This window comes from Pseudomonas sp. FBCC-B1565, from assembly GCF_059133265.1.
Window position 1 is genome coordinate 644,384 of record NZ_CP101438.1, and the last position, 19,357, is coordinate 663,740.

A 19,357-nucleotide genomic window follows, 5' to 3' on the forward strand; every position below is an offset into this window, starting at 1 on the left:
AAAGATGCGTGATAATAAAGCATGCCCCGCTTGACGGCTAGCGCCGTCGGAGACCCTTGTAATGCCCGAGCAAGATCTACGTTTACAACAGCTGGAAGCCTGGCTGGATGAGCAGTTGCCGATCCTTTTCAACACTCAAGGCTGGGGCGCCGTCCCCCCGGCCACATTGACCGCGGCCAGCAGCGACGCGAGTTTCAGGCGCTACTTCCGCTGGGAAGGGGGGGGCCGGACCTTTGTCGTAATGGACGCTCCACCCCCCCAGGAAAACTGCAAACCTTTCGTCGATATCGCTCATTTGCTGGCGAAGTCGGGCATAAATGTTCCAAAAATTTATGCAGAAGATTTGCCGCGAGGCTTTCTTTTGCTCAATGACCTGGGCCAAAAAACCTACCTGGACGTGATTGACGACAAAAATGCCGATCACTTGTTTGCCGATGCCATCGACGCCTTGCTGGCTTTCCAGCAGTTGCCGATGGATGCGCCGCTGCCCAGTTATGACGTCGCCCTGCTGCGCCGCGAGCTGGAATTGTTTCCCGAGTGGTACGTACGCCGGCATCTGGGTATCGAGTTGGATACACAGCAACAGGCGCTTTGGCAGCGCGTCAGTGACCACCTGATCGACAGCGCCCTGGCGCAGCCGAAAGTGCTGGTGCACCGCGACTACATGCCGCGCAACCTGATGATCAGCGAGCCGAACCCCGGCGTGCTGGATTTCCAGGATGCGGTCTACGGGCCGGTCACCTATGACATCACCTGCCTGTTCAAGGACGCGTTCCTCAGTTGGCCCAAGGCCCGCGTGCGGGACTGGCAGCGCGGCTATTGGGAGCGTGCCGCGAAACTGGGCATCCCGGTGCAGGCGGACTTCGAAGACTTCCTGCGCGCCAGCGACCTGATGGGTGTGCAGCGCCACCTTAAGGTTATCGGCATCTTCGCGCGCATCTGCCATCGCGACGGCAAGCCACGTTACCTGGCCGATGTGCCGCGCTTCTTTGCCTATATAGAAGCGGTGCTGGCCGACCGCCCGGAGCTGAGCGAACTGGGTGAATTGCTCGCCAGCCTGCGCCAGCCCGCCGAGGCAAGCGTATGAGGGCGATGATCCTGGCGGCCGGCAAAGGCGAGCGGATGCGTCCGCTCACCTTGCATACGCCCAAGCCGCTGGTGCAGGCCGGCGGCAAACGCCTGATCGAGTATCACCTGGAGGCGCTGGCCAAGGCCGGCTTCACGGATATCGTGATCAACCATGCCTGGCTCGGCCAACAGATCGAGAGTTACCTGGGGGATGGTGCGCAGTTTGGCGTGCGCATCCGTTACTCCGCCGAAGGCGAACCGTTGGAAACCGGCGGTGGGATTTTCCAGGCGCTGCCATTGCTGGGGGACGAACCTTTCCTGGTGGTCAATGGCGACATCTGGACCGATTACGACTTCACCCGGCTCAAGCAACCGCTCAAGGGCCTGGCCCATCTGGTGATGGTCGATAACCCGGCGCATCACCCCTCGGGTGGCGATTTCTACCTGGATCAGGGTTTGCTTCATGATGCGGCGGCCGGTGCCGATAACCTGACCTTCAGTGGCATTTCCGTGCTCGACCCCAAGCTGTTCGAGGGGTGCAGCGCGGGTGCCTTCAAGCTGGCGCCGCTGTTGCGGACCGCCATGGCCAAAGGTCTGGTAACGGGGGAACACATGGCGGGACGCTGGATTGATGTCGGCACGCTGGAGCGCCTGGCGCAGGTCGAAACCCTGCTGACAGCGGGGCAGTAGCATGCTGTGGCCAGGGACGCTGATCGGCGCGGGAGCTGGCTTTGCCATTGCCAGTATTCCGGGGGCCATGTTGGGCGCACTGCTGGGGCAGGCGCTGGACCGCCGCCTGCAACTGCACAGTTGGGCACAATTGCGCGAGCGCCTGGGCGGGCGCCCGGCGTTGCGCAATGACGAGTTGTTGTTTGTGTTGCTGGGGCGCCTGGCCAAGAGCAATGGGCGCGTGGTGGATGGGCATATCCAACAGGCGCGCCAGGAGATGCGTGCGCTGGACATGACCGAGTCGGCCCAGCGCCGTGCGATTGCGGCGTTCAATCGCGGCAAGTCCGGCGCTGACCGGGTGCGCAGCTACTTGCGTGTGCTCAAGGCGCAGCCCCATGCCGCCGAAGGTGTCTTGCGCGCGTGCTGGCGTATGGCGTGGGCCGATGGCAAGGCGGATGACGCCGAGCGCGACCTGATCGACCTGTGGGGCAAATGGCTGGGCTGGACGCCACAACAGCTCCAGGCATTGGCCGCTGACTTCAAGCCTGAGCACCGGCCATTGGTCAGTCGCGGCGTCACTTATCAGGAGGCGTTGCGCTTGCTGGGAGTGACGGCCACCACCGAGCCATCGGGAATCAAGCAGGCTTATCGCAGGCTGCTCAGTCGCCATCACCCGGACAAGATTGCTGGCACGGGTGCCAGCCCCGCGCAGGTGCGTGAGGCGACCGAGCGTACCCGTGAATTGCACAACGCCTATACGTTGATTCGCGAGCGCCGAGATTTCCGCTAGGTTTCAGTCGACGCTGGCCTGCGGGCTCAACCAGCCGCGAACCCTGCGATACAACTGCTCCTGCCCGGCATCACTGTTGCCGGGCAAGGCTTTCAACGACACCTGCTTGTAACCGTCATTCTTCAAGCGCTTGGCCGCCTGGGCGCGGGCCACGGCGTTTTTGCGTGATTGAGCGCTGTCTTGATAGAAGACATCGGCGGTCGGCAACTTCAGGCCGGGGGCCAGTTGTTGCACATCCGGATGGCGCCCGGTGGGCGTCTGCGCCGCAACCATGACGAACTTCTGCACCTGGGACGGTTGTTTCTCGCTCAAATAGCGAGCAGCCCACCAGGCGCCGGTGCCATGGCCGAGCAGCACCACGCTGCGTGCGCTCTGGGTCTGGGCGAAGGCCACGGCCGCGTCGATGCGCGCGAAGATGCGCGAAGCGTCGGTCTTGTCCTGTTCATCGGCCCCAGGTACCACGGCCGGGTCGGTGCCTTCGGCTTCGGCGCTGGCGGCTTGTTCGATAGGTTTGTCGGCGGTACTTGCCTCTTTGCTGCTGGTGTCGACAGTAGCCTTGGGCGCTTCCATCACGCGCGGTGGCAGGGTGTCCACGCTCACATCCGGCAGCGACAGGCTGAGGGTGCCCCAATCGGCATCCGGCAATTTGTGCCGCAACGGGCTGATTGCTTGCGGCCAGTCAGCACTTTCGCCGGCGCCCGGTACGATAATCACCACACCCTCGGGCTCGGCGCTGTTGGCCGGTTTCCACAGGGCGAGGAATGAATCGCTGCCGGCCTGCAATTGTTGCTGTTCCTGTTGCGGTATTTTGCGCTCCAGGGCGCTGGCCTCCTCCTGGCTACGCTCGAGCAAAGGCTGGCGTTCGACCGGTTTTTCGGCGGCAGGTGCGGGGGCGTCAGCGGCCTGTACGGAAAAGGCACTGGTAATAAGTAACGACAGGCACAATGCTGGCAGTGCCGAACGGTGAACAAAGGGCATCGTAAATTCCCGGCCAGAAGTGATTCCGGCAGCCTAATGGGTTGGTCAGTATTTGTCAGTGATGTGAGACGTCAATCATGGGTTTTCGCTGTCTGCTGGTTATCGGCTGTTGGTGCCTTGCCTTGATGGCCAATGCCGCCACTGTGCCCGCCACGCCCCAGGCGCAGCTCAATGCGCAGCAACGCGAGTGGCTGGCCCAGCACCCGGAGCTGCGGGTGGGCCTGGTGTTGCAGGCGCCCTACGCGCAATACGACCGGCGTTTGCAACGGCTGTCCGGGGCGAACGTGGAGTTGATGCAGTGGTTGGCCAAGACACTGAACATCGAGCTGACCTGGCGCAACTTCCCCAACCAGGAGCAACTGGAAACCGCCGTGCGCGAGGGCGAAGTGGACATCGCCCCCGGCCTGCAACAAACCCCGGCCGGTTTACGCCTGTGGTTGTTCACCGACCCTTATATGCGTGTGCCGCAGCACATTGTCGGTATCCGCGAGGGCGGTGGTGCGGTGGAGTTGGAGAAACTCGATGAGCAATCCCGCGTTGCCGTGCGCACGCCGAGCGCCGTGGCGGACTACCTGCGCAGCACCTACCCCGGCCTCAACCTGCAAGGTGTGCCGATGGAGCGCCAGGCCCTGCAGCTATTGGTGAGCCAGCAGGCACGCTACGCAGTGGTGGACGAGGCGCAATTGAGTCGCTTGTCCGGCGAGGCGGAGTTCGCCGGGCTGGCGGTAGTGGGGGATATTGGCCTGCCACAGTTGCTGCGGGTGGCCACGCGCCGGGAATGGCCGGAACTGGCCGGCATCATGGAAAGCGCCCTGCGCGCCATCCCCGCCCGCGACCTGGACCAATTGCATAGCCGCTGGCTGCAACCCAAGTACCCACGCCTGACGGAAACCCCGGGCCTGTGGCAAAACCTCAGCCTGTTGCTGGGCCTGTTTTTGCTTGCCAGCCTGGCTGTCGTGTTCTGGCAGCGCCGCCAGCAACGGGTGCTCGAACATGGCCTACTGGCCGCCCGCGAAGAAAGCGCCGCCCGCGCCGCCGGGGCCGAAGCCTTGCGGCTGACGCAGTTTTCCATTGATCAGAGCACCGTGGGCATCTTGTGGGTCAACTGGGACAGTCATGTGCGCTACGCCAATCGCGCCGCTGAAAGCATGCTGGGCTACGGCCCCGGTGCACTGATCGAGCGGCCCTTGGCTGACCTTGATCCAAGCCTGGACATGGACCGCTGGCTCAACCTGTGGAAACGCGCGCGGGCCAGCGAAGACGGCCCGCAGAACTTTGCCACCGATTGCCGGCGTGCCGATGGCAGCATCCTGCCGACCAACGTGTCCTTGAGTTTTCTGCGGTTTGCCGAAGCCGAATACCTGGTGGTCTACCTCAACGACGTCACCGAACTGCGCCGGACGTTGGCCGCGTTGCTGCAAAGTGAAGCGCAACTGCGCGAACTCTCCGCCCACCTGGAAACCGTGCGCGAAGAAGAAAAGGCCCGTATCGCCCGTGAAGTGCACGACGAACTCGGGCAGATGCTCACGGTGCTCAAGCTCGAAACCTCGATGTGCGAACTGGCCTATGCGCAACTCGACCCCGGTTTGCACGAGCGCTTGAACAGCATGAAGCGCCTGATCGCCCAGTTATTCCAATTGGTACGCGATGTGGCGACGGCGCTGCGCCCGCCGATCCTGGATGCCGGCATTGCCTCGGCCATCGAATGGCAGGCGCGACGTTTTGAAGCGCGCACGCAAATCCCCTGCCTGGTCCAGGTGCCGGATAATCTGCCGACCCTGAGCGATGCCAAGGCCATCGGCCTGTTCCGCATCCTGCAGGAGGCGTTGACCAATGTGATGCGCCATGCCCAGGCGCATACTGTCGAACTGACCTTGGCAGTGGAAGGCACGCATCTGCGGCTGACCATCAGTGATGACGGCGTCGGTTTCGTCCAGGCCCAGGGCCGTCCGGTATCGTTCGGCCTGGTAGGCATGCGCGAGCGGGTGCTGATCATGGGCGGGCAATTAAGCCTGGACAGCGAGTTGGGGGAGGGCACCACCCTGAGCGTCACGGTGCCGTTGGATGCATAACACCCAGAGGAAAGCCCTGTGATCCGTGTACTGGTAGCCGAAGACCACACCATTGTTCGTGAAGGCATCAAGCAGTTGATCGGCCTGGCCAAGGACCTGCTGGTGGTGGGTGAGGCCGGCAATGGCGAGCAGTTGCTGGAGACCTTGCGTCACGTGCCTTGCGAGGTGGTGTTGCTGGACATCTCGATGCCCGGCGTCAATGGCCTGGAAGCGATTGCGCGCATCCGTGCGCTGAACAATCCGCCGGCCATCCTGGTGTTGTCGATGCACGACGAAGCGCAAATGGCCGCCCGCGCCTTGAAGGTTGGCGCCGCCGGGTACGCCACCAAGGACAGTGACCCGGCGCTGTTGCTTACGGCGATCCGCAAGGTGGCGGCTGGCGGGCGCTATATCGATCCGGACCTGGCCGACCGCATGGTCTTCGAGGTCGGCCTGACCGATACGCGACCGCTGCATTCATTGCTCTCGGAGCGTGAGTTCTCGGTGTTCGAGCGCTTGGCCCAGGGCGCCAACGTCAACGACATCGCCCAGCAGCTGGCGCTGAGCAGCAAGACCATCAGCACCCACAAGGCGCGCTTGATGCAAAAGCTCAATATCACCTCGCTGGCCGAGTTGGTGAAGTACGCCATGGAACACAAGCTGCTCTAACCACATACCTGATAACGACACCGCGAAAAACCCGCGGAGCCCATTCTTGCCGCTTGCCGCTCACCCCTTGGCGCGGCACCGTTCCGTGCGCGCCATCCCTGTAGGGCAATCCCTACCCCCAACCTTCCATCCGGCTGATGCAATTCTCTCCTGGCCCCCGATTTCCGGGGTCTCGCGCCTGGACTACGCTTGTTCCACAGCAGTCCAAAACAAAAAGGTGCGGGTATGAGCGAGGTGGATTCAAATGATGTGCTGGTCAGCTTTCGTGGCGTGCAGAAGAGCTACGACGGCGAGAACCTGATCGTCAAAGACCTCAACCTGGAGATTCGCAAGGGCGAGTTCCTCACCCTGCTCGGGCCTTCCGGTTCGGGCAAGACCACCAGCCTGATGATGCTCGCCGGCTTCGAGACGCCGACCGCAGGGGAAATCCAGCTGGCCGGGCGTTCCATCAACAATGTGCCGCCGCACAAGCGCGACATCGGCATGGTGTTCCAGAACTACGCGTTGTTCCCGCACATGACCGTCGCCGAGAATCTGGCGTTCCCGCTGTCGGTACGGGGCTTGAGCAAGACCGACATCAGCGAGCGGGTCAAACGCGTGTTGAGCATGGTCCAGCTCGATGCCTTCGCCCAGCGCTACCCGGCGCAACTCTCTGGCGGCCAGCAGCAGCGCGTGGCCCTGGCCCGCGCGCTGGTGTTCGAACCGCAATTGGTGCTGATGGACGAACCCCTCGGCGCCCTCGACAAGCAACTGCGCGAACACATGCAGATGGAGATCAAGCACCTACACCAGCGCCTCGGCGTGACTGTGGTGTACGTGACCCATGACCAGGGCGAAGCGCTGACCATGTCCGACCGCGTGGCGGTGTTCCACCAGGGCGAGATCCAACAGATCGCCGCGCCGCGCACCTTGTACGAAGAGCCGAAGAACACCTTCGTCGCCAATTTCATCGGTGAGAACAACCGCCTCAATGGTCGCCTGCACAGCCACACCGGCGAGCGCTGCGTGGTGGAGCTGGCGCGGGGCGAGAAGGTCGAGGCGCTGGCGGTGAACGTCGGCCAGGTCGGCGGCCCGGTGACCCTCTCGGTGCGCCCGGAGCGCGTCAGCCTCAATGGTTCCAGCGAAAGCTGCGTCAACCGTTTCTCGGGGCGGGTGGCGGAATTCATCTACCTGGGCGACCACGTGCGCGTGCGCCTGGAAGTCTGCGGCAAGACCGATTTTTTTGTGAAACAACCGATTGCCGAGCTGGACCCAGCCCTGGCGGTCGGCGACGTGGTACCGATTGGCTGGCAAGTCGAGCACGTTCGCGCACTCGACCCACTTCTAGAGGCGAATTGATCGCCCCCTGGCTTCACCAACCCTGCACGTGGAGAGAACAACAATGTTGAGATCCCTTAAGTATTCGGCGCTGGCCATTGGCTTGATCGGCGCAACCCAGGCCATGGCAGGCCCGGACCTGACGGTCGTGTCCTTCGGTGGCGCGAACAAGGCGGCCCAGGTCAAGGCGTTCTACGCACCGTGGGAAAGCGCGGGCAATGGCAAGATCGTCGCCGGCGAGTACAACGGTGAAATGGCCAAGGTGAAAGCCATGGTCGACACCAAGAGCGTGTCCTGGGACCTGGTGGAAGTGGAATCGCCGGAACTCTCCCGTGGCTGTGACGAAGACATGTTCGAGCCGTTGGACCCGAAACTGTTCGGCAGCACCGCTGACTACGTGAAAGGCGCGATCCAGCCTTGCGGCGTGGGCTTCTTCGTGTGGTCGACCGTGCTCGCCTACAACGCCGACAAACTCACCTCCGCCCCCACCAGTTGGGCAGATTTCTGGGACACCAAGAAATTCCCAGGCAAACGCGGCCTGCGTAAAGGTGCCAAGTACACCCTGGAATTCGCCTTGATGGCCGACGGCGTTGCGCCGAAAGACGTGTACAAAGTGTTGGCCGGCAAAGATGGCCAGGACCGTGCATTCAAGAAACTCGATGAACTCAAGCCGTCGATCCAGTGGTGGGAAGCCGGCGCACAGCCGCCGCAGTACCTCGCTTCCGGTGACGTCGTGATGAGCTCGGCCTACAACGGCCGCATCGCCGCCGTACAGAAAGAAAGCAACCTCAAGGTGGTGTGGAACGGCGGCATCTACGACTTCGACGCCTGGGCCATCCCAAAAGGCCTGGCCAAGGACCGTGCCGAAGCGGCGAAGAAATTCATCGCCTTCTCGGTACAGCCTCAGCAACAGAAGACCTACTCGGAAAACATCGCCTACGGCCCGGCCAACACCCAAGCCGTGCCGTTGCTGGCCAAGGACATCCTCAAGGACATGCCGACCACCCCGGAAAACATCGCCAACCAGGTGCAGATCGATGTGAGCTTCTGGGCGGATAACGGCGAGCAGCTGGAGCAGCGCTTCAACGCCTGGGCGGCCAAGTAACCCATGTGGGAGGGGGCTTGCCCCCTCCCACAGGGGGTCTGTATTTATCTTTAAGATTCGGAGTCAGCCATGGCCATCGCCGTTCCCTCGAACGAGGTCAACAGCCCCACCCTCAAGCAGCGCCTGGCGCGTGCCGAGCGGCTCAATCGCTGGAAGGCCCAGGCCTTGATTGCGCCGCTGGTGCTGTTCTTGCTGCTGGTGTTCCTGGTGCCGATCATTGCGTTGCTGTTCAAGAGCGTCGGCAACCCGGAAGTGGTGGGTGGCTTGCCGCGTACCGTGGTCGCGGTGACGGCCTGGGACGGCCGTGGCTTGCCGGGTGAACCGGTGTACCAGGCCCTCAGCGAGGATCTGGGCGAGGCGCGCAAGAACCAGACCCTGGGCGATCTGTCCAAGCGCTTGAACATGGAACTGGCCGGCTACCGCAGCCTGCTGACCAAAACCGCGCGGGCGCTGCCGTTCAGTGAAGCGCCCGGCTCTTATAAAGAAGCGTTGGAAAACCTCGATGAACGCTGGGGCGACCCGGCGTACTGGCAGGCGATCCGGCGCAACACCAGCAGTCTGACGCCGTTCTACCTGCTGGCGGCCGTCGACCATCGCATCGACGACCTTGGCGAAGTCGCCCCGGCCACGCCGGACCAGGCGATCTACCTGGACATCTTCGCCCGTACCTTCTGGATGGGCCTGGTGATTACGGCCATCTGCCTGCTGCTGGCCTATCCCTTGGCGTACCTGCTGGCCAACCTGCCGGCGCGCAAGAGCAACTTGCTGATGATCCTCGTGCTGCTGCCGTTCTGGACCTCGATCCTGGTACGGGTAGCGGCGTGGATCGTGTTGCTGCAGTCCGGCGGCCTGATCAACAGCGCCTTGATGGGCATGGGCCTGATCGATAAACCCTTGGAACTGGTGTTCAACCGCACCGGGGTCTACATCTCGATGGTGCATATTCTGTTGCCGTTCATGATCCTGCCGATCTACAGCGTGATGAAGGGCATCTCGCCCACCTACATGCGTGCGGCTATTTCCCTGGGTTGCCACCCATTCACCAGCTTCTGGCGCGTGTACTTCCCGCAGACCTACGCCGGTGTAGGCGCCGGTTGCCTACTGGTGTTCATCCTGGCGATTGGTTACTACATCACCCCGGCCCTGCTGGGCAGCCCGAACGACCAGATGGTCAGCTACTTCGTGGCGTTCTACACCAACACCAGTATCAACTGGGGCATGGCGACGGCGCTGGGCGGCTTGCTGCTGCTGGCCACCGTGGTGCTGTACCTGATCTACAACCGGCTGGTGGGCGCCAGTCGCCTGCGCCTGAGCTGAGGAGACCTTGCGATGCTGAGCCCTTACATGTCGCCCGTTGAACGGGTCTGGTTCTACAGCTTGCGGATCCTCTGCGGCTTGATCCTGTTGTTCTTGATCCTGCCGGTGCTGGTGATCATCCCGTTGTCCTTCAACAGCGGCAGTTTCCTGGTGTATCCGTTGCAGGGTTTTTCACTGCACTGGTATCAGGACTTCTTTGCCTCCGCCGAGTGGATGCGGGCGCTGAAGAACAGCATCATCGTTGCCCCGGCGGCCACGGTGTTGGCGATGGTGTTCGGCACCCTGGCGGCCATCGGCCTGACCCGCGGCAACTTCCCCGGCAAGGCGCTGGTAATGGCGCTGGTGATTTCACCGATGGTGGTGCCGGTGGTGATTATCGGTGTGGCCAGCTACCTGTTCTTTGCACCGTTGGGCCTGGGCAACAGCTTCTTCTCGTTGATCGTGGTGCATGCGGTGCTGGGCGTACCGTTTGTGATCATCACGGTGTCGGCCACGTTGCAGGGGTTCAACCACAACCTGGTGCGGGCGGCCGCCAGTCTCGGGGCTTCGCCACTCACGGCATTCCGCCGGGTGACCTTGCCGTTGATCGCGCCGGGGGTGATCTCCGGCGCGCTGTTTGCCTTCGCCACGTCGTTCGATGAAGTGGTGGTGACGCTGTTCCTCGCCGGCCCTGAGCAAGCGACTTTGCCGCGCCAGATGTTCAGCGGCATCCGCGAAAACCTCAGCCCGACGATTGCGGCGGCGGCAACCTTGTTGATTGCCTTCTCGGTGTTGCTGTTGTTGACCCTGGAATGGCTGCGCGGGCGTAGCGAGAAATTGCGTACGGCGGCAGTCTAACGGCTTGCTGGAGATTCAAGTGTGGGAGGGGGCTTGCCCCCCGATGAGGGCGTGTCAGTGAATAAATTCTTACCTGACCCACTGCAATCGGGGGCAAGCCCCCTCCCACATGGTTTTGTGTCGTGTTGGAAATCACCATTCAGCCTCTGAATGCTAGGCAACCCAAGTTTCCGAGCTACTCTTGTGCCAGCCCATTTCTTAATAAGAGGCCGCGCACATGAGTACTTCCTCATTCAAGATCGCCCACAAACTGCTCACCGGCGCTGGCGCCATCGAACAACTGGCCTTTGAGCTCACCCGCCTGGATGTGGACAACCCGCTGATCGTCACCGACGCCGCGCTGGTCAAATCCGGCACCGTGGCGCTGGCCCTCGAACACCTGGGCGAACGTGCCTACGAGATTTTCGACCGCGTACTGCCCGACCCGGAAATCGCCATCGTCGAAGATTGCATGCGCGCTTACCGCGAAGGCGGGCATGACGGCCTGATCGGCGTGGGCGGTGGCAGCGCCATCGATATCGCCAAAAGTGTTGCCGCCTACGCCGGTTACCACGGTGCGCTGGCGGACCTCTTTGGCGTCGACCAGGTGCCGCGCAAGGGCCCGCCGTTGATCGCCATCCCGACCACGGCTGGCACGGGTTCGGAGGTGACCAATGTGGCGATCCTCTCCGACAAGGCCGCACAGCTTAAAAAAGGCATCGTCAGCGACTACCTGCTGCCGGATGTGGCGCTGATCAGCCCGCAAATGACCCTGACCTGCCCGCGCAGCGTTACTGCCGCCAGTGGCGTGGATGCGCTGGTGCATGCCATCGAATCCTACCTGTCACTGAATGCCTCGCCGATCACGGATGCGCTGGCCATCGGCGCGATCAAACTGATTGCCAAGGCGCTGCCCAAGGCCTACGCCAACCCGGCCAACCTGCAGGCCCGTGACGACATGGCCACCGCCAGCCTGATGGCCGGCATGGCGTTCGGTAACGCCGGGGTCGGTGCGGTGCATGCGTTGGCGTACCCCCTCGGCGGGCGTTTCAATATCGCCCACGGCGTGAGTAATGCGCTGCTGCTGCCCTATGTGATGCACTGGAACAAACTGGCTTGTGTCGAACGCATGCAGGATATCGCCCAGGCCATGGGTGTGAATGTCAGCGGCTTGAGCGTCAACGACGCGGCCGACCAGGCCGTGGACGCGATGACGCGACTGTGTGCCGCCGTCGAGATCCCGGCAGGCCTGCGCAGTTTCGGCGTGCCCGAGGACGCGATCCCGGCCATGGCGGTTGAGGCGGCAGGCATTGAGCGGCTGATGCGCAACAATCCGCGCAAGCTCAGCGCCGCCGATATCGAGAAAATCTACCGGGCGGCTTACTAGCCGTTGAGCCAGGTCACGGTGCGCGCGGCAAAGCATGAGGTATACAATGCGCGCCATCGTGATTTAGCTCAAAAAAGGTGCGTCATGCAGCCCTTCGTTATTGCTCCATCGATTCTCTCCGCCGATTTCGCCCGCCTGGGTGAGGAAGTGGACAAGGTGTTGGCCGCCGGTGCCGACTTCGTGCACTTCGACGTCATGGACAACCACTACGTGCCCAACCTGACCATCGGCCCGATGGTGTGTGCGGCGCTGCGCAAGTACGGCATCACCGCGCCGATCGATGCGCACCTGATGGTCAGCCCGGTAGATCGCATCATTGGCGACTTCGTGGAAGCCGGCGCGACCTACATCACCTTCCACCCGGAAGCCTCGCTGCACGTCGACCGCACCCTGCAACTGATCCGCGAAGGCGGCTGCAAGGCGGGCCTGGTGTTCAACCCGGCCACGCCGCTGAGCGTGCTTGAGTACGTGATGGACAAGGTCGACATGATCCTGCTGATGAGCGTCAACCCAGGCTTCGGCGGGCAGAAGTTCATCCCCGGCACCCTGAACAAGCTGCGCGAAGCCCGCGCGCTGATCGATGCTTCCGGCCGTGATATCCGCCTGGAGATCGACGGCGGAGTCAACGTCAACAATATCCGTGAAATCGCAGCGGCCGGTGCCGACACCTTCGTGGCCGGCTCCGCGATCTTCAATGCGCCGGACTACCAGGAAGTCATCGACAAGATGCGTGCCGAACTGGCGCTGGCGCGTCCATGAGCGGCTTTGAGCGGCTGTTCCCCGGCAAACTGCCACGGCTGGTGATGTTCGATCTGGACGGTACCTTGATCGACTCGGTGCCCGACCTGGCGGCGGCGGTGGACGAGATGCTGCTCAAGCTGGGGCGCAAGCCAGCCGGGATCGAGTCGGTGCGTGAGTGGGTCGGCAACGGCGTGCACATGCTTGTGCGCCGCGCCTTGGCTAACAACATCGATGCCGAAGGTGTCGATGATGTGGAGGCCGAGCATGCGCTGGAACTGTTCAATGCCGCCTATGAAGACGGCCACGAACTGACCGTGGTTTACCCCGGCGTACGTGACACCCTCAAATGGCTGAGCAAGCAGGGCGTGGAAATGGCCCTGATCACCAACAAGCCGGAACGCTTCGTAGCGCCGCTGCTGGACCAGATGAAAATCGGCCGGTATTTCCGCTGGATCATCGGCGGCGATACCCTTCCGCAGAAAAAGCCCGATCCGGCGGCGCTGTTTTTCGTGATGAAAATGGCCAATATCCCGGCTTCGCAGTCGTTGTTTGTCGGCGATTCACGCAGTGATGTGCAGGCGGCGAAGGCCGCAGGCGTGCAGTGTGTGGCCCTCAGCTACGGCTATAACCATGGTCGGCCGATCGCCGAAGAGTCGCCTTCATTGGTGATTGATGACCTGCGCCTGTTAATCCCCGGTTGCTTGGGAGCGGGCGCTGAGATAACGTTGCCCGATACCGATCCGTCCCCTTCTGGAAATTCCATCGTGGTGGTCACTCGCAAACTCTGGATGAAAGTTATCAAGGCCCTGGCCCGCTGGCGTTGGCGCGCCTGACTGATCCTGGCCGCGCTCTGCGGCACGTTTGCATACCTGACTGTTAGACCCTCAAGCCACGAGGCATATCATGACCCGCGAAGAATTCCTGCGTTTGGCCGCTGCCGGCTACAACCGCATTCCCCTGGCCTGCGAAACCCTGGCCGACTTCGACACGCCGCTATCGATCTACCTGAAACTGGCCGACGAGCCTAACTCCTACCTGCTCGAGTCGGTACAGGGCGGCGAGAAGTGGGGGCGTTACTCGATCATCGGCCTGCCGTGCCGCACGGTGCTGCGGGTACATGACCATCATGTGAGCATTACCCATGATGGCGTCGAGATCGAAAGCCATGATGTAGAAGACCCGTTGGCGTTTGTCGAAGCCTTCAAGGCGCGCTACAACGTGCCGACCATTGCCGGCCTGCCGCGCTTCAACGGCGGCCTGGTGGGTTACTTCGGCTACGACTGCGTGCGTTATGTGGAAAAACGCCTGGGCAAATGCCCGAATCCGGATCCATTGGGGGTGCCGGACATCCTGCTGATGGTCTCCGACGCGGTGGTGGTGTTCGACAACCTCGCCGGAAAAATGCACGCAATTGTGCTGGCCGACCCGTCCCAGGCCGATGCGTTCGAGCAAGGCCGGGCCAGCCTCGAAGCCCTGCTGGAAAAACTGCGTCAGCCGATCACTCCGCGTCGCGGCCTGGACCTCAGTCGTCCGCCGGCGGCCGACCCGGTGTTCCGCTCCAGCTTTACCCAGGATGACTACGAACGTGCGGTCGATACCATCAAGGAATACATCCTTGCCGGTGACTGCATGCAGGTGGTGCCGTCGCAACGCATGTCCATCGACTTCAAGGCCGCGCCGATCGATCTCTATCGCGCATTGCGCTGCTTCAACCCCACGCCGTACATGTACTTCTTCAACTTTGGTGACTTCCACGTGGTGGGCAGTTCGCCGGAAGTGCTGGTGCGCGTCGAAGACAACCTGATCACCGTGCGCCCGATCGCCGGTACGCGCCCACGGGGTGCGACCGAAGAAGCCGATTTGGCGCTGGAAGAAGACCTGTTGAGCGACGACAAGGAAATCGCCGAGCACCTGATGCTCATCGACCTGGGGCGTAACGACACCGGGCGGGTCTCGGAAATCGGCTCAGTGAAGCTCACCGAGAAGATGGTGATCGAGCGTTATTCCAACGTGATGCATATCGTCTCCAACGTTACCGGCGAGCTGAAGGCTGGCCTGACGGCGATGGATGCGTTGCGCGCGATTCTGCCGGCGGGCACCTTGTCGGGTGCGCCGAAGATCCGCGCGATGGAAATCATCGACGAGCTGGAGCCGGTCAAGCGCGGCGTCTACGGCGGCGCCGTGGGTTATTTCGCCTGGAACGGCAACATGGACACGGCCATTGCGATCCGCACGGCCGTGATCAAGGACGGGGAGTTGCACGTGCAGGCCGGTGGCGGGATTGTCGCCGACTCGGTGCCGGCCCTCGAATGGGAAGAAACCCTGAACAAGCGCCGCGCGATGTTCCGCGCCGTTGCGCTGGCTGAACAGACCCCCAATTCCTGAGGTTTCCCCCATGTTGCTGATGATTGATAACTACGACTCCTTTACCTACAACGTTGTGCAGTACCTGGGCGAGCTGGGTGCAGAGGTCAAGGTGGTGCGCAACGACGAATTGACCGTGGCCGAGATCGCTGCCCTGAACCCGGAGCGCATCGTGGTTTCGCCAGGCCCGTGCACGCCGACCGAGGCGGGTATTTCCCTGGAAGCGATCCAGTATTTCGCCGGCAAGCTGCCGATCCTGGGCGTATGCCTGGGCCACCAGTCCATCGGCCAGGCCTTTGGCGGTGACGTGGTGCGTGCACGGCAGGTGATGCACGGCAAGACCAGCCCGGTATTCCATCATGATCAGGGCGTGTTCCATGGGCTTAACTTGCCGGTGACCGTGACCCGCTACCATTCGTTGGTGGTCAAGCGCGAAACCCTTCCGGATTGTCTGGAACTGACCGCCTGGACCCAACTGGAGGACGGCTCGGTCGACGAGATCATGGGCCTGCGCCACAAGACACTGAATATCGAAGGGGTGCAATTCCACCCCGAATCGATCCTGACCGAGCAGGGCTACGAGCTGTTCGCCAATTTTCTCAAGCAGAGCGGCGGCACGCGCTAAGGACTTTCCATGGATATCAAGACTGCCCTGAGCCGTATCGTCGGCCACCTGGACCTGAGCACCGCTGAAATGAGCGATGTGATGCGCGAGATCATGACCGGTCAATGCACCGACGCGCAGATCGGCGCGTTCATGATGGCCATGCGCATGAAGAGCGAGAGCATCGACGAGATCGTCGGCGCCGTGTCGGTGATGCGCGAGTTGGCTGACAAGGTCGAACTCAAGACCCTCGACGGTGTGGTCGACGTGGTCGGCACCGGCGGTGACGGTGCGAACATCTTCAACGTGTCGACGGCGTCTTCTTTTGTCGTCGCGGCGGCGGGCTGCACCGTGGCCAAACACGGTAACCGCGCGGTCTCCGGCAAGAGCGGCAGTGCCGACCTGCTGGAAGCGGCGGGCATCTACCTGAACCTGACTCCGGTACAAGTGGCGCGCTGTATTGACAGCGTCGGCATTGGCTTCATGTTTGCCCAATCCCATCATGGTGCGATGAAGCACGCCGCCGGCCCGCGCAAGGACCTCGGCCTGCGTACCCTGTTCAACATGCTCGGCCCGCTTACGAATCCGGCCGGTGTGAAACACCAGGTGGTGGGCGTGTTCAGCCAGGCGTTGTGCCGCCCACTGGCCGAAGTGCTGCAACGCCTGGGCAGCAAGCATGTGCTGGTGGTGCACTCCAAGGATGGCCTGGACGAATTCAGCCTGGCAGCGCCGACCTTCGTGGCGGAACTGAAGAATGACCAGGTCACCGAATACTGGGTCGAACCGGAAGACTTGGGCATGAAGAGTCAGAGCCTGCACGGCCTGGCGGTGGAAAGCCCGGCGGCTTCGCTGGAACTGATTCGTGATGCACTGGGCCGTCGCAAGACCGAGAACGGTCAGAAAGCCGCCGAGATGATTGTTTTGAATGCTGGCGCGGCACTTTATGCAGCCGACCACGCCTATAGTCTTAAGGAAGGTGTTGCTTTGGCCCACGATGCGCTGCACACCGGTCTGGCTCGTGAGAAGCTCGAAGAGCTGGGAGCATTCACCGCAGTATTCAAGATGGAGAATGAAGGATGAGTGTGCCGACCGTTCTGGAAAAGATCCTGGCCCGCAAGGCTGAAGAAGTCGCCGAGCGGCGTGCCCGCGTGAGCCTGGCCGAGTTGGAAGCCCAGGCAAAGATCGCCGATGCACCGCGCGGCTTCGCCAATGCGTTGATCGCCCAGGCCAAGCAGAAGCAACCGGCCGTGATCGCCGAGGTCAAGAAAGCCTCGCCGAGCAAAGGCGTGATCCGCGAACACTTTGTGCCATCGGAAATCGCCGTCAGCTATGAGAAGGGGGGGGCGACTTGCCTGTCCGTGTTGACCGATATCGACTACTTCCAGGGTTCCGACCTGTTCCTGCAGCAGGCTCGCGCCGCGTGCAAGTTGCCGGTGATCCGCAAGGATTTCATGGTCGACCCGTACCAGATCGTCGAAGCCCGTGCCCTGGGCGCCGACTGCGTGCTGCTGATCGTTTCCGCGCTGGATGACGTGAAGATGGCCGAGCTGGCTGCCGTCGCCAAAAGCGTCGGCCTCGACGTGCTGGTGGAAGTGCACGACGGTGATGAGCTGGAACGCGCCCTGAAAACCCTCGACACACCGCTGGTGGGGGTCAACAACCGCAACTTGCACACCTTCGAAGTCAGCCTGGAAAACACCCTCGACCTGCTGCCGCGCATTCCGCGTGACCGCCTGGTGATCACCGAGAGCGGCATCGTCAACCGCGCCGATGTTGAGTTGATGGAGATCAGCGGCGTTTACTCGTTCCTGGTGGGCGAGACGTTCATGCGTGCTGAGAACCCGGGGGCTGAATTGCAGCGCCTGTTCTTCCCGGAGCGGGGCGTGGCGGTCAGCGGTTCGACGCTGGATTGATGATGACGCAGCCGGTTGCGATGACCGTCGAAGCCGGACTTGCCGCCGAGCAGGACCTGCTGGCTGCTGTTTGCGCAGGTGAGCGGGAGTATGGGTTGTTGTTCTGGCAACCCAGCAACCAGGCTTTGGTTATGCCACGTCGGTTGAGCCGCTTGCCGGCCTTTGAAACTGCCAGCCAAGTCTCCGCCGACGCCGGTTGGCCGGTGCTGCTGCGTGAAACCGGCGGTGAGCCGGTGCCGCAGTCGAGCGCCACGGTCAACATTGCCCTGGTCTACGCCCCGCCGCGCAGTGAAGGCGACCAGAATCGTATCGAAACCGGTTACTTGCGTTTATGCCAACCGATCTGCGACTTGCTGATCGAGTTGGGTGGCAAAGCGTCTGTCGGCGAGATCGACGGCGCATTTTGCGACGGTCGCTACAACGTCAATCTCAATGGTCGCAAAATGGTTGGCACTGCCCAGCGCTGGCGTCAAAGCGGGGGGCGCCCGGTGGGCCTGGTGCACGGTGCACTGTTGCTGGAAAACGATCGTGAAGAACTGATCGCGGCGGTCAACCGCTTCAATCAAGCCTGCGGTCTCGACCAGCGGGTGCGTGCCGAGAGCCATATCGCCCTGCACGAAGCCTTCCCGGCGCCGGATGCGATCAGCCGGCTCGACACGTTGTACCGTCAGATGTTGGCCAGCTTCCTGCCGGCTTAACGGGTACCGAATACCACCATCGTCTTGCCTTTGACGTGCACCAGGTTGCGTTCTTCCAGGTCCTTGAGTACGCGCCCGACCATCTCCCGTGAACAGCCGACAATGCGCCCGATTTCCTGGCGCGTGACCTTGATCTGCATGCCATCGGGGTGCGTCATGGCGTCGGGTTGCTTGCACAGGTCAAGCAGGCAGCGGGCAACGCGACCGGTGACGTCGAAGAATGCCAGGTCGCCGACTTTGCGCGTGGTATCGCGCAGGCGTTGCGCAATCTGGCCGCTGAGGACGTAAAGGATGTCCGGGTCGTGCTGGGCCAGTTCGCGGAACTTGGCGTAGCTGATCTCGGCCACTTCGCACTCGACCTTGGCGCGCACCCATGCGCTGCGTTCCTGCTCTTTGCCGGCTTGTTCGAACAGCCCCAGTTCCCCAAAAAAATCCCCGGTGTTCAGGTAGGCGATGATCATTTCGCGACCGTCTTCATCTTCGATCAGGATGGTGACCGAACCTTTGATAATGAAGAACAGCGTTTCGGAACGTTCGCCGGCGCAGATGATGTTGTGCTTGGCCGGGTAGCGGCGGCGCTGGCAATGCATCAGCAGTTTGTCGAGATTCTTGATCTTGGGTATGGGAGTAAGGGCAACCATGGTTGTATCCCGAAAAGACTGCGCGAAATAGTTGGAGTTGTTGTATTCATCGGTATCGGCATTGATACACGCTGTATAAAGGGTGGCATTACGCCATCGATTTGGCGTCAGCTTAACAGACACATTCTGACTCGATTAACCAATTTTCCGTGCAAACCCTGCTATTGATCGCTTTTGTGCGAAACGCTGACGCACGCAGGCGCTGTGCTAAGCTGGCGACCCTTTTTTT

The 19,357-nt window shown here is 62.0% G+C and carries 19 protein-coding genes; 17 read left to right on the top strand and 2 right to left on the bottom strand.

All coding sequences use genetic code 11. The features are described from left to right. Positions 1-61 precede the first annotated feature (61 nt). Genes NL123_RS02940 through NL123_RS02950 form a run of 3 tightly spaced genes read left to right on the top strand, consistent with a single transcriptional unit; the run spans position 62 to position 2,527 of the window. Positions 62-1,087, top strand: a complete 1,026-nt coding sequence (locus NL123_RS02940; protein ID WP_494357191.1) for an aminoglycoside phosphotransferase family protein — start codon at positions 62-64, stop codon at positions 1,085-1,087. Beyond that, positions 1,084-1,758 (top strand): N-acetylmuramate alpha-1-phosphate uridylyltransferase MurU, encoded by a 675-nt coding sequence (murU, locus tag NL123_RS02945; protein ID WP_248484947.1) that lies wholly within the window; start codon positions 1,084-1,086, stop codon positions 1,756-1,758. The genes NL123_RS02940 and murU overlap by 4 nt, the downstream gene beginning before the upstream one ends. Position 1,759: 1 nt before the next feature. After that, positions 1,760-2,527: a TerB family tellurite resistance protein gene (locus tag NL123_RS02950; protein WP_248484946.1), complete on the top strand. Its 768-nt coding sequence runs from the start codon at positions 1,760-1,762 to the stop codon at positions 2,525-2,527. 3 nt (positions 2,528-2,530) lie between these two features. On the opposite strand, the gene NL123_RS02955 is transcribed toward NL123_RS02950, so the two are convergent. Further along, a complete protein-coding gene (locus NL123_RS02955) occupies positions 2,531-3,505 on the bottom strand; it encodes an alpha/beta hydrolase family protein (protein ID WP_248484945.1) in 975 nt (324 codons plus the stop codon). Positions 3,506-3,582: 77 nt separating this feature from the next. Between NL123_RS02955 and NL123_RS02960 the strand changes: the two genes are divergently transcribed. The 14 genes from NL123_RS02960 to NL123_RS03025 all read left to right on the top strand — a co-directional run bounded on the left by NL123_RS02960 (position 3,583) and on the right by NL123_RS03025 (position 18,487). After that, positions 3,583-5,577 (top strand): PAS domain-containing sensor histidine kinase, encoded by a 1,995-nt coding sequence (locus tag NL123_RS02960; RefSeq protein ID WP_494357192.1) that lies wholly within the window; start codon positions 3,583-3,585, stop codon positions 5,575-5,577. A gap of 18 nt (positions 5,578-5,595) precedes the next feature. Then, positions 5,596-6,225 carry a response regulator gene (locus NL123_RS02965; protein WP_071490227.1) on the top strand — a complete coding sequence of 210 codons (630 nt, stop codon included), beginning with the start codon at positions 5,596-5,598 and terminating at the stop codon, positions 6,223-6,225. A 225-nt stretch (positions 6,226-6,450) separates the two neighbouring features. Continuing rightward, positions 6,451-7,563, top strand: coding sequence for an ABC transporter ATP-binding protein (locus NL123_RS02970; protein ID WP_058424775.1), 1,113 nt, complete (start codon positions 6,451-6,453; stop codon positions 7,561-7,563). A gap of 43 nt (positions 7,564-7,606) precedes the next feature. After that, positions 7,607-8,647, top strand: a complete 1,041-nt coding sequence (locus NL123_RS02975; protein ID WP_494357193.1) for an ABC transporter substrate-binding protein — start codon at positions 7,607-7,609, stop codon at positions 8,645-8,647. A 69-nt stretch (positions 8,648-8,716) separates the two neighbouring features. After that, a complete protein-coding gene (locus NL123_RS02980) occupies positions 8,717-9,964 on the top strand; it encodes an ABC transporter permease (protein WP_058424777.1) in 1,248 nt (415 codons plus the stop codon). Positions 9,965-9,976: 12 nt separating this feature from the next. Further along, positions 9,977-10,801, top strand: a complete 825-nt coding sequence (locus tag NL123_RS02985) for an ABC transporter permease (protein WP_015886162.1) — start codon at positions 9,977-9,979, stop codon at positions 10,799-10,801. A 217-nt stretch (positions 10,802-11,018) separates the two neighbouring features. Next, entirely contained in the window at positions 11,019-12,167 is a 1,149-nt protein-coding gene (locus NL123_RS02990) for an iron-containing alcohol dehydrogenase (protein WP_179029317.1), read from the top strand. Between the two features lie 84 nt (positions 12,168-12,251). After that, positions 12,252-12,926 (top strand): ribulose-phosphate 3-epimerase, encoded by a 675-nt coding sequence (gene rpe / locus NL123_RS02995; protein WP_025857056.1) that lies wholly within the window; start codon positions 12,252-12,254, stop codon positions 12,924-12,926. Beyond that, positions 12,923-13,741, top strand: a complete 819-nt coding sequence (locus NL123_RS03000) for a phosphoglycolate phosphatase (protein WP_248484942.1) — start codon at positions 12,923-12,925, stop codon at positions 13,739-13,741. Before rpe ends, NL123_RS03000 begins: the two co-directional genes overlap by 4 nt. 70 nt (positions 13,742-13,811) lie before the next feature. Next, entirely contained in the window at positions 13,812-15,293 is a 1,482-nt protein-coding gene (gene trpE / locus NL123_RS03005) for an anthranilate synthase component I (RefSeq protein ID WP_025857058.1), read from the top strand. A gap of 10 nt (positions 15,294-15,303) precedes the next feature. Further along, complete coding sequence (locus NL123_RS03010; RefSeq protein ID WP_071490220.1) at positions 15,304-15,897, top strand: aminodeoxychorismate/anthranilate synthase component II; 594 nt, start codon at positions 15,304-15,306, stop codon at positions 15,895-15,897. A gap of 9 nt (positions 15,898-15,906) precedes the next feature. After that, entirely contained in the window at positions 15,907-16,956 is a 1,050-nt protein-coding gene (gene trpD / locus NL123_RS03015; RefSeq protein ID WP_010206948.1) for an anthranilate phosphoribosyltransferase, read from the top strand. After that, positions 16,953-17,789, top strand: a complete 837-nt coding sequence (gene trpC, locus NL123_RS03020) for an indole-3-glycerol phosphate synthase TrpC (RefSeq protein ID WP_071494303.1) — start codon at positions 16,953-16,955, stop codon at positions 17,787-17,789. The genes trpD and trpC overlap by 4 nt, the downstream gene beginning before the upstream one ends. Further along, positions 17,789-18,487 carry a lipoate--protein ligase family protein gene (locus NL123_RS03025; RefSeq protein ID WP_494357194.1) on the top strand — a complete coding sequence of 233 codons (699 nt, stop codon included), beginning with the start codon at positions 17,789-17,791 and terminating at the stop codon, positions 18,485-18,487. The genes trpC and NL123_RS03025 overlap by 1 nt, the downstream gene beginning before the upstream one ends. Here the strand turns inward: NL123_RS03025 and crp are convergent. After that, the gene (gene crp, locus NL123_RS03030; protein WP_071494301.1) at positions 18,484-19,128 is read right to left on the bottom strand and encodes a cAMP-activated global transcriptional regulator CRP; all 645 of its coding nucleotides are present in this window, start codon (positions 19,126-19,128) and stop codon (positions 18,484-18,486) included. The genes NL123_RS03025 and crp overlap by 4 nt on opposite strands. Between the last annotated feature and the right edge of the window lie 229 nt (positions 19,129-19,357).

Coding starts and splice junctions, on each gene's coding strand:
- NL123_RS02940 (WP_494357191.1), top strand. CDS start 62: ATGCCCGAGCAAGATCTACGTTTACAACAGCTGGAAGCCTGGCTGGAT.
- murU (WP_248484947.1), top strand. CDS start 1,084: ATGAGGGCGATGATCCTGGCGGCCGGCAAAGGCGAGCGGATGCGTCCG.
- NL123_RS02950 (WP_248484946.1), top strand. CDS start 1,760: ATGCTGTGGCCAGGGACGCTGATCGGCGCGGGAGCTGGCTTTGCCATT.
- NL123_RS02955 (WP_248484945.1), bottom strand. CDS start 3,505: ATGCCCTTTGTTCACCGTTCGGCACTGCCAGCATTGTGCCTGTCGTTA.
- NL123_RS02960 (WP_494357192.1), top strand. CDS start 3,583: ATGGGTTTTCGCTGTCTGCTGGTTATCGGCTGTTGGTGCCTTGCCTTG.
- NL123_RS02970 (WP_058424775.1), top strand. CDS start 6,451: ATGAGCGAGGTGGATTCAAATGATGTGCTGGTCAGCTTTCGTGGCGTG.
- NL123_RS02975 (WP_494357193.1), top strand. CDS start 7,607: ATGTTGAGATCCCTTAAGTATTCGGCGCTGGCCATTGGCTTGATCGGC.
- NL123_RS02980 (WP_058424777.1), top strand. CDS start 8,717: ATGGCCATCGCCGTTCCCTCGAACGAGGTCAACAGCCCCACCCTCAAG.
- NL123_RS02985 (WP_015886162.1), top strand. CDS start 9,977: ATGCTGAGCCCTTACATGTCGCCCGTTGAACGGGTCTGGTTCTACAGC.
- NL123_RS02990 (WP_179029317.1), top strand. CDS start 11,019: ATGAGTACTTCCTCATTCAAGATCGCCCACAAACTGCTCACCGGCGCT.
- rpe (WP_025857056.1), top strand. CDS start 12,252: ATGCAGCCCTTCGTTATTGCTCCATCGATTCTCTCCGCCGATTTCGCC.
- NL123_RS03000 (WP_248484942.1), top strand. CDS start 12,923: ATGAGCGGCTTTGAGCGGCTGTTCCCCGGCAAACTGCCACGGCTGGTG.
- trpE (WP_025857058.1), top strand. CDS start 13,812: ATGACCCGCGAAGAATTCCTGCGTTTGGCCGCTGCCGGCTACAACCGC.
- NL123_RS03010 (WP_071490220.1), top strand. CDS start 15,304: ATGTTGCTGATGATTGATAACTACGACTCCTTTACCTACAACGTTGTG.
- trpD (WP_010206948.1), top strand. CDS start 15,907: ATGGATATCAAGACTGCCCTGAGCCGTATCGTCGGCCACCTGGACCTG.
- trpC (WP_071494303.1), top strand. CDS start 16,953: ATGAGTGTGCCGACCGTTCTGGAAAAGATCCTGGCCCGCAAGGCTGAA.
- NL123_RS03025 (WP_494357194.1), top strand. CDS start 17,789: ATGATGACGCAGCCGGTTGCGATGACCGTCGAAGCCGGACTTGCCGCC.
- crp (WP_071494301.1), bottom strand. CDS start 19,128: ATGGTTGCCCTTACTCCCATACCCAAGATCAAGAATCTCGACAAACTG.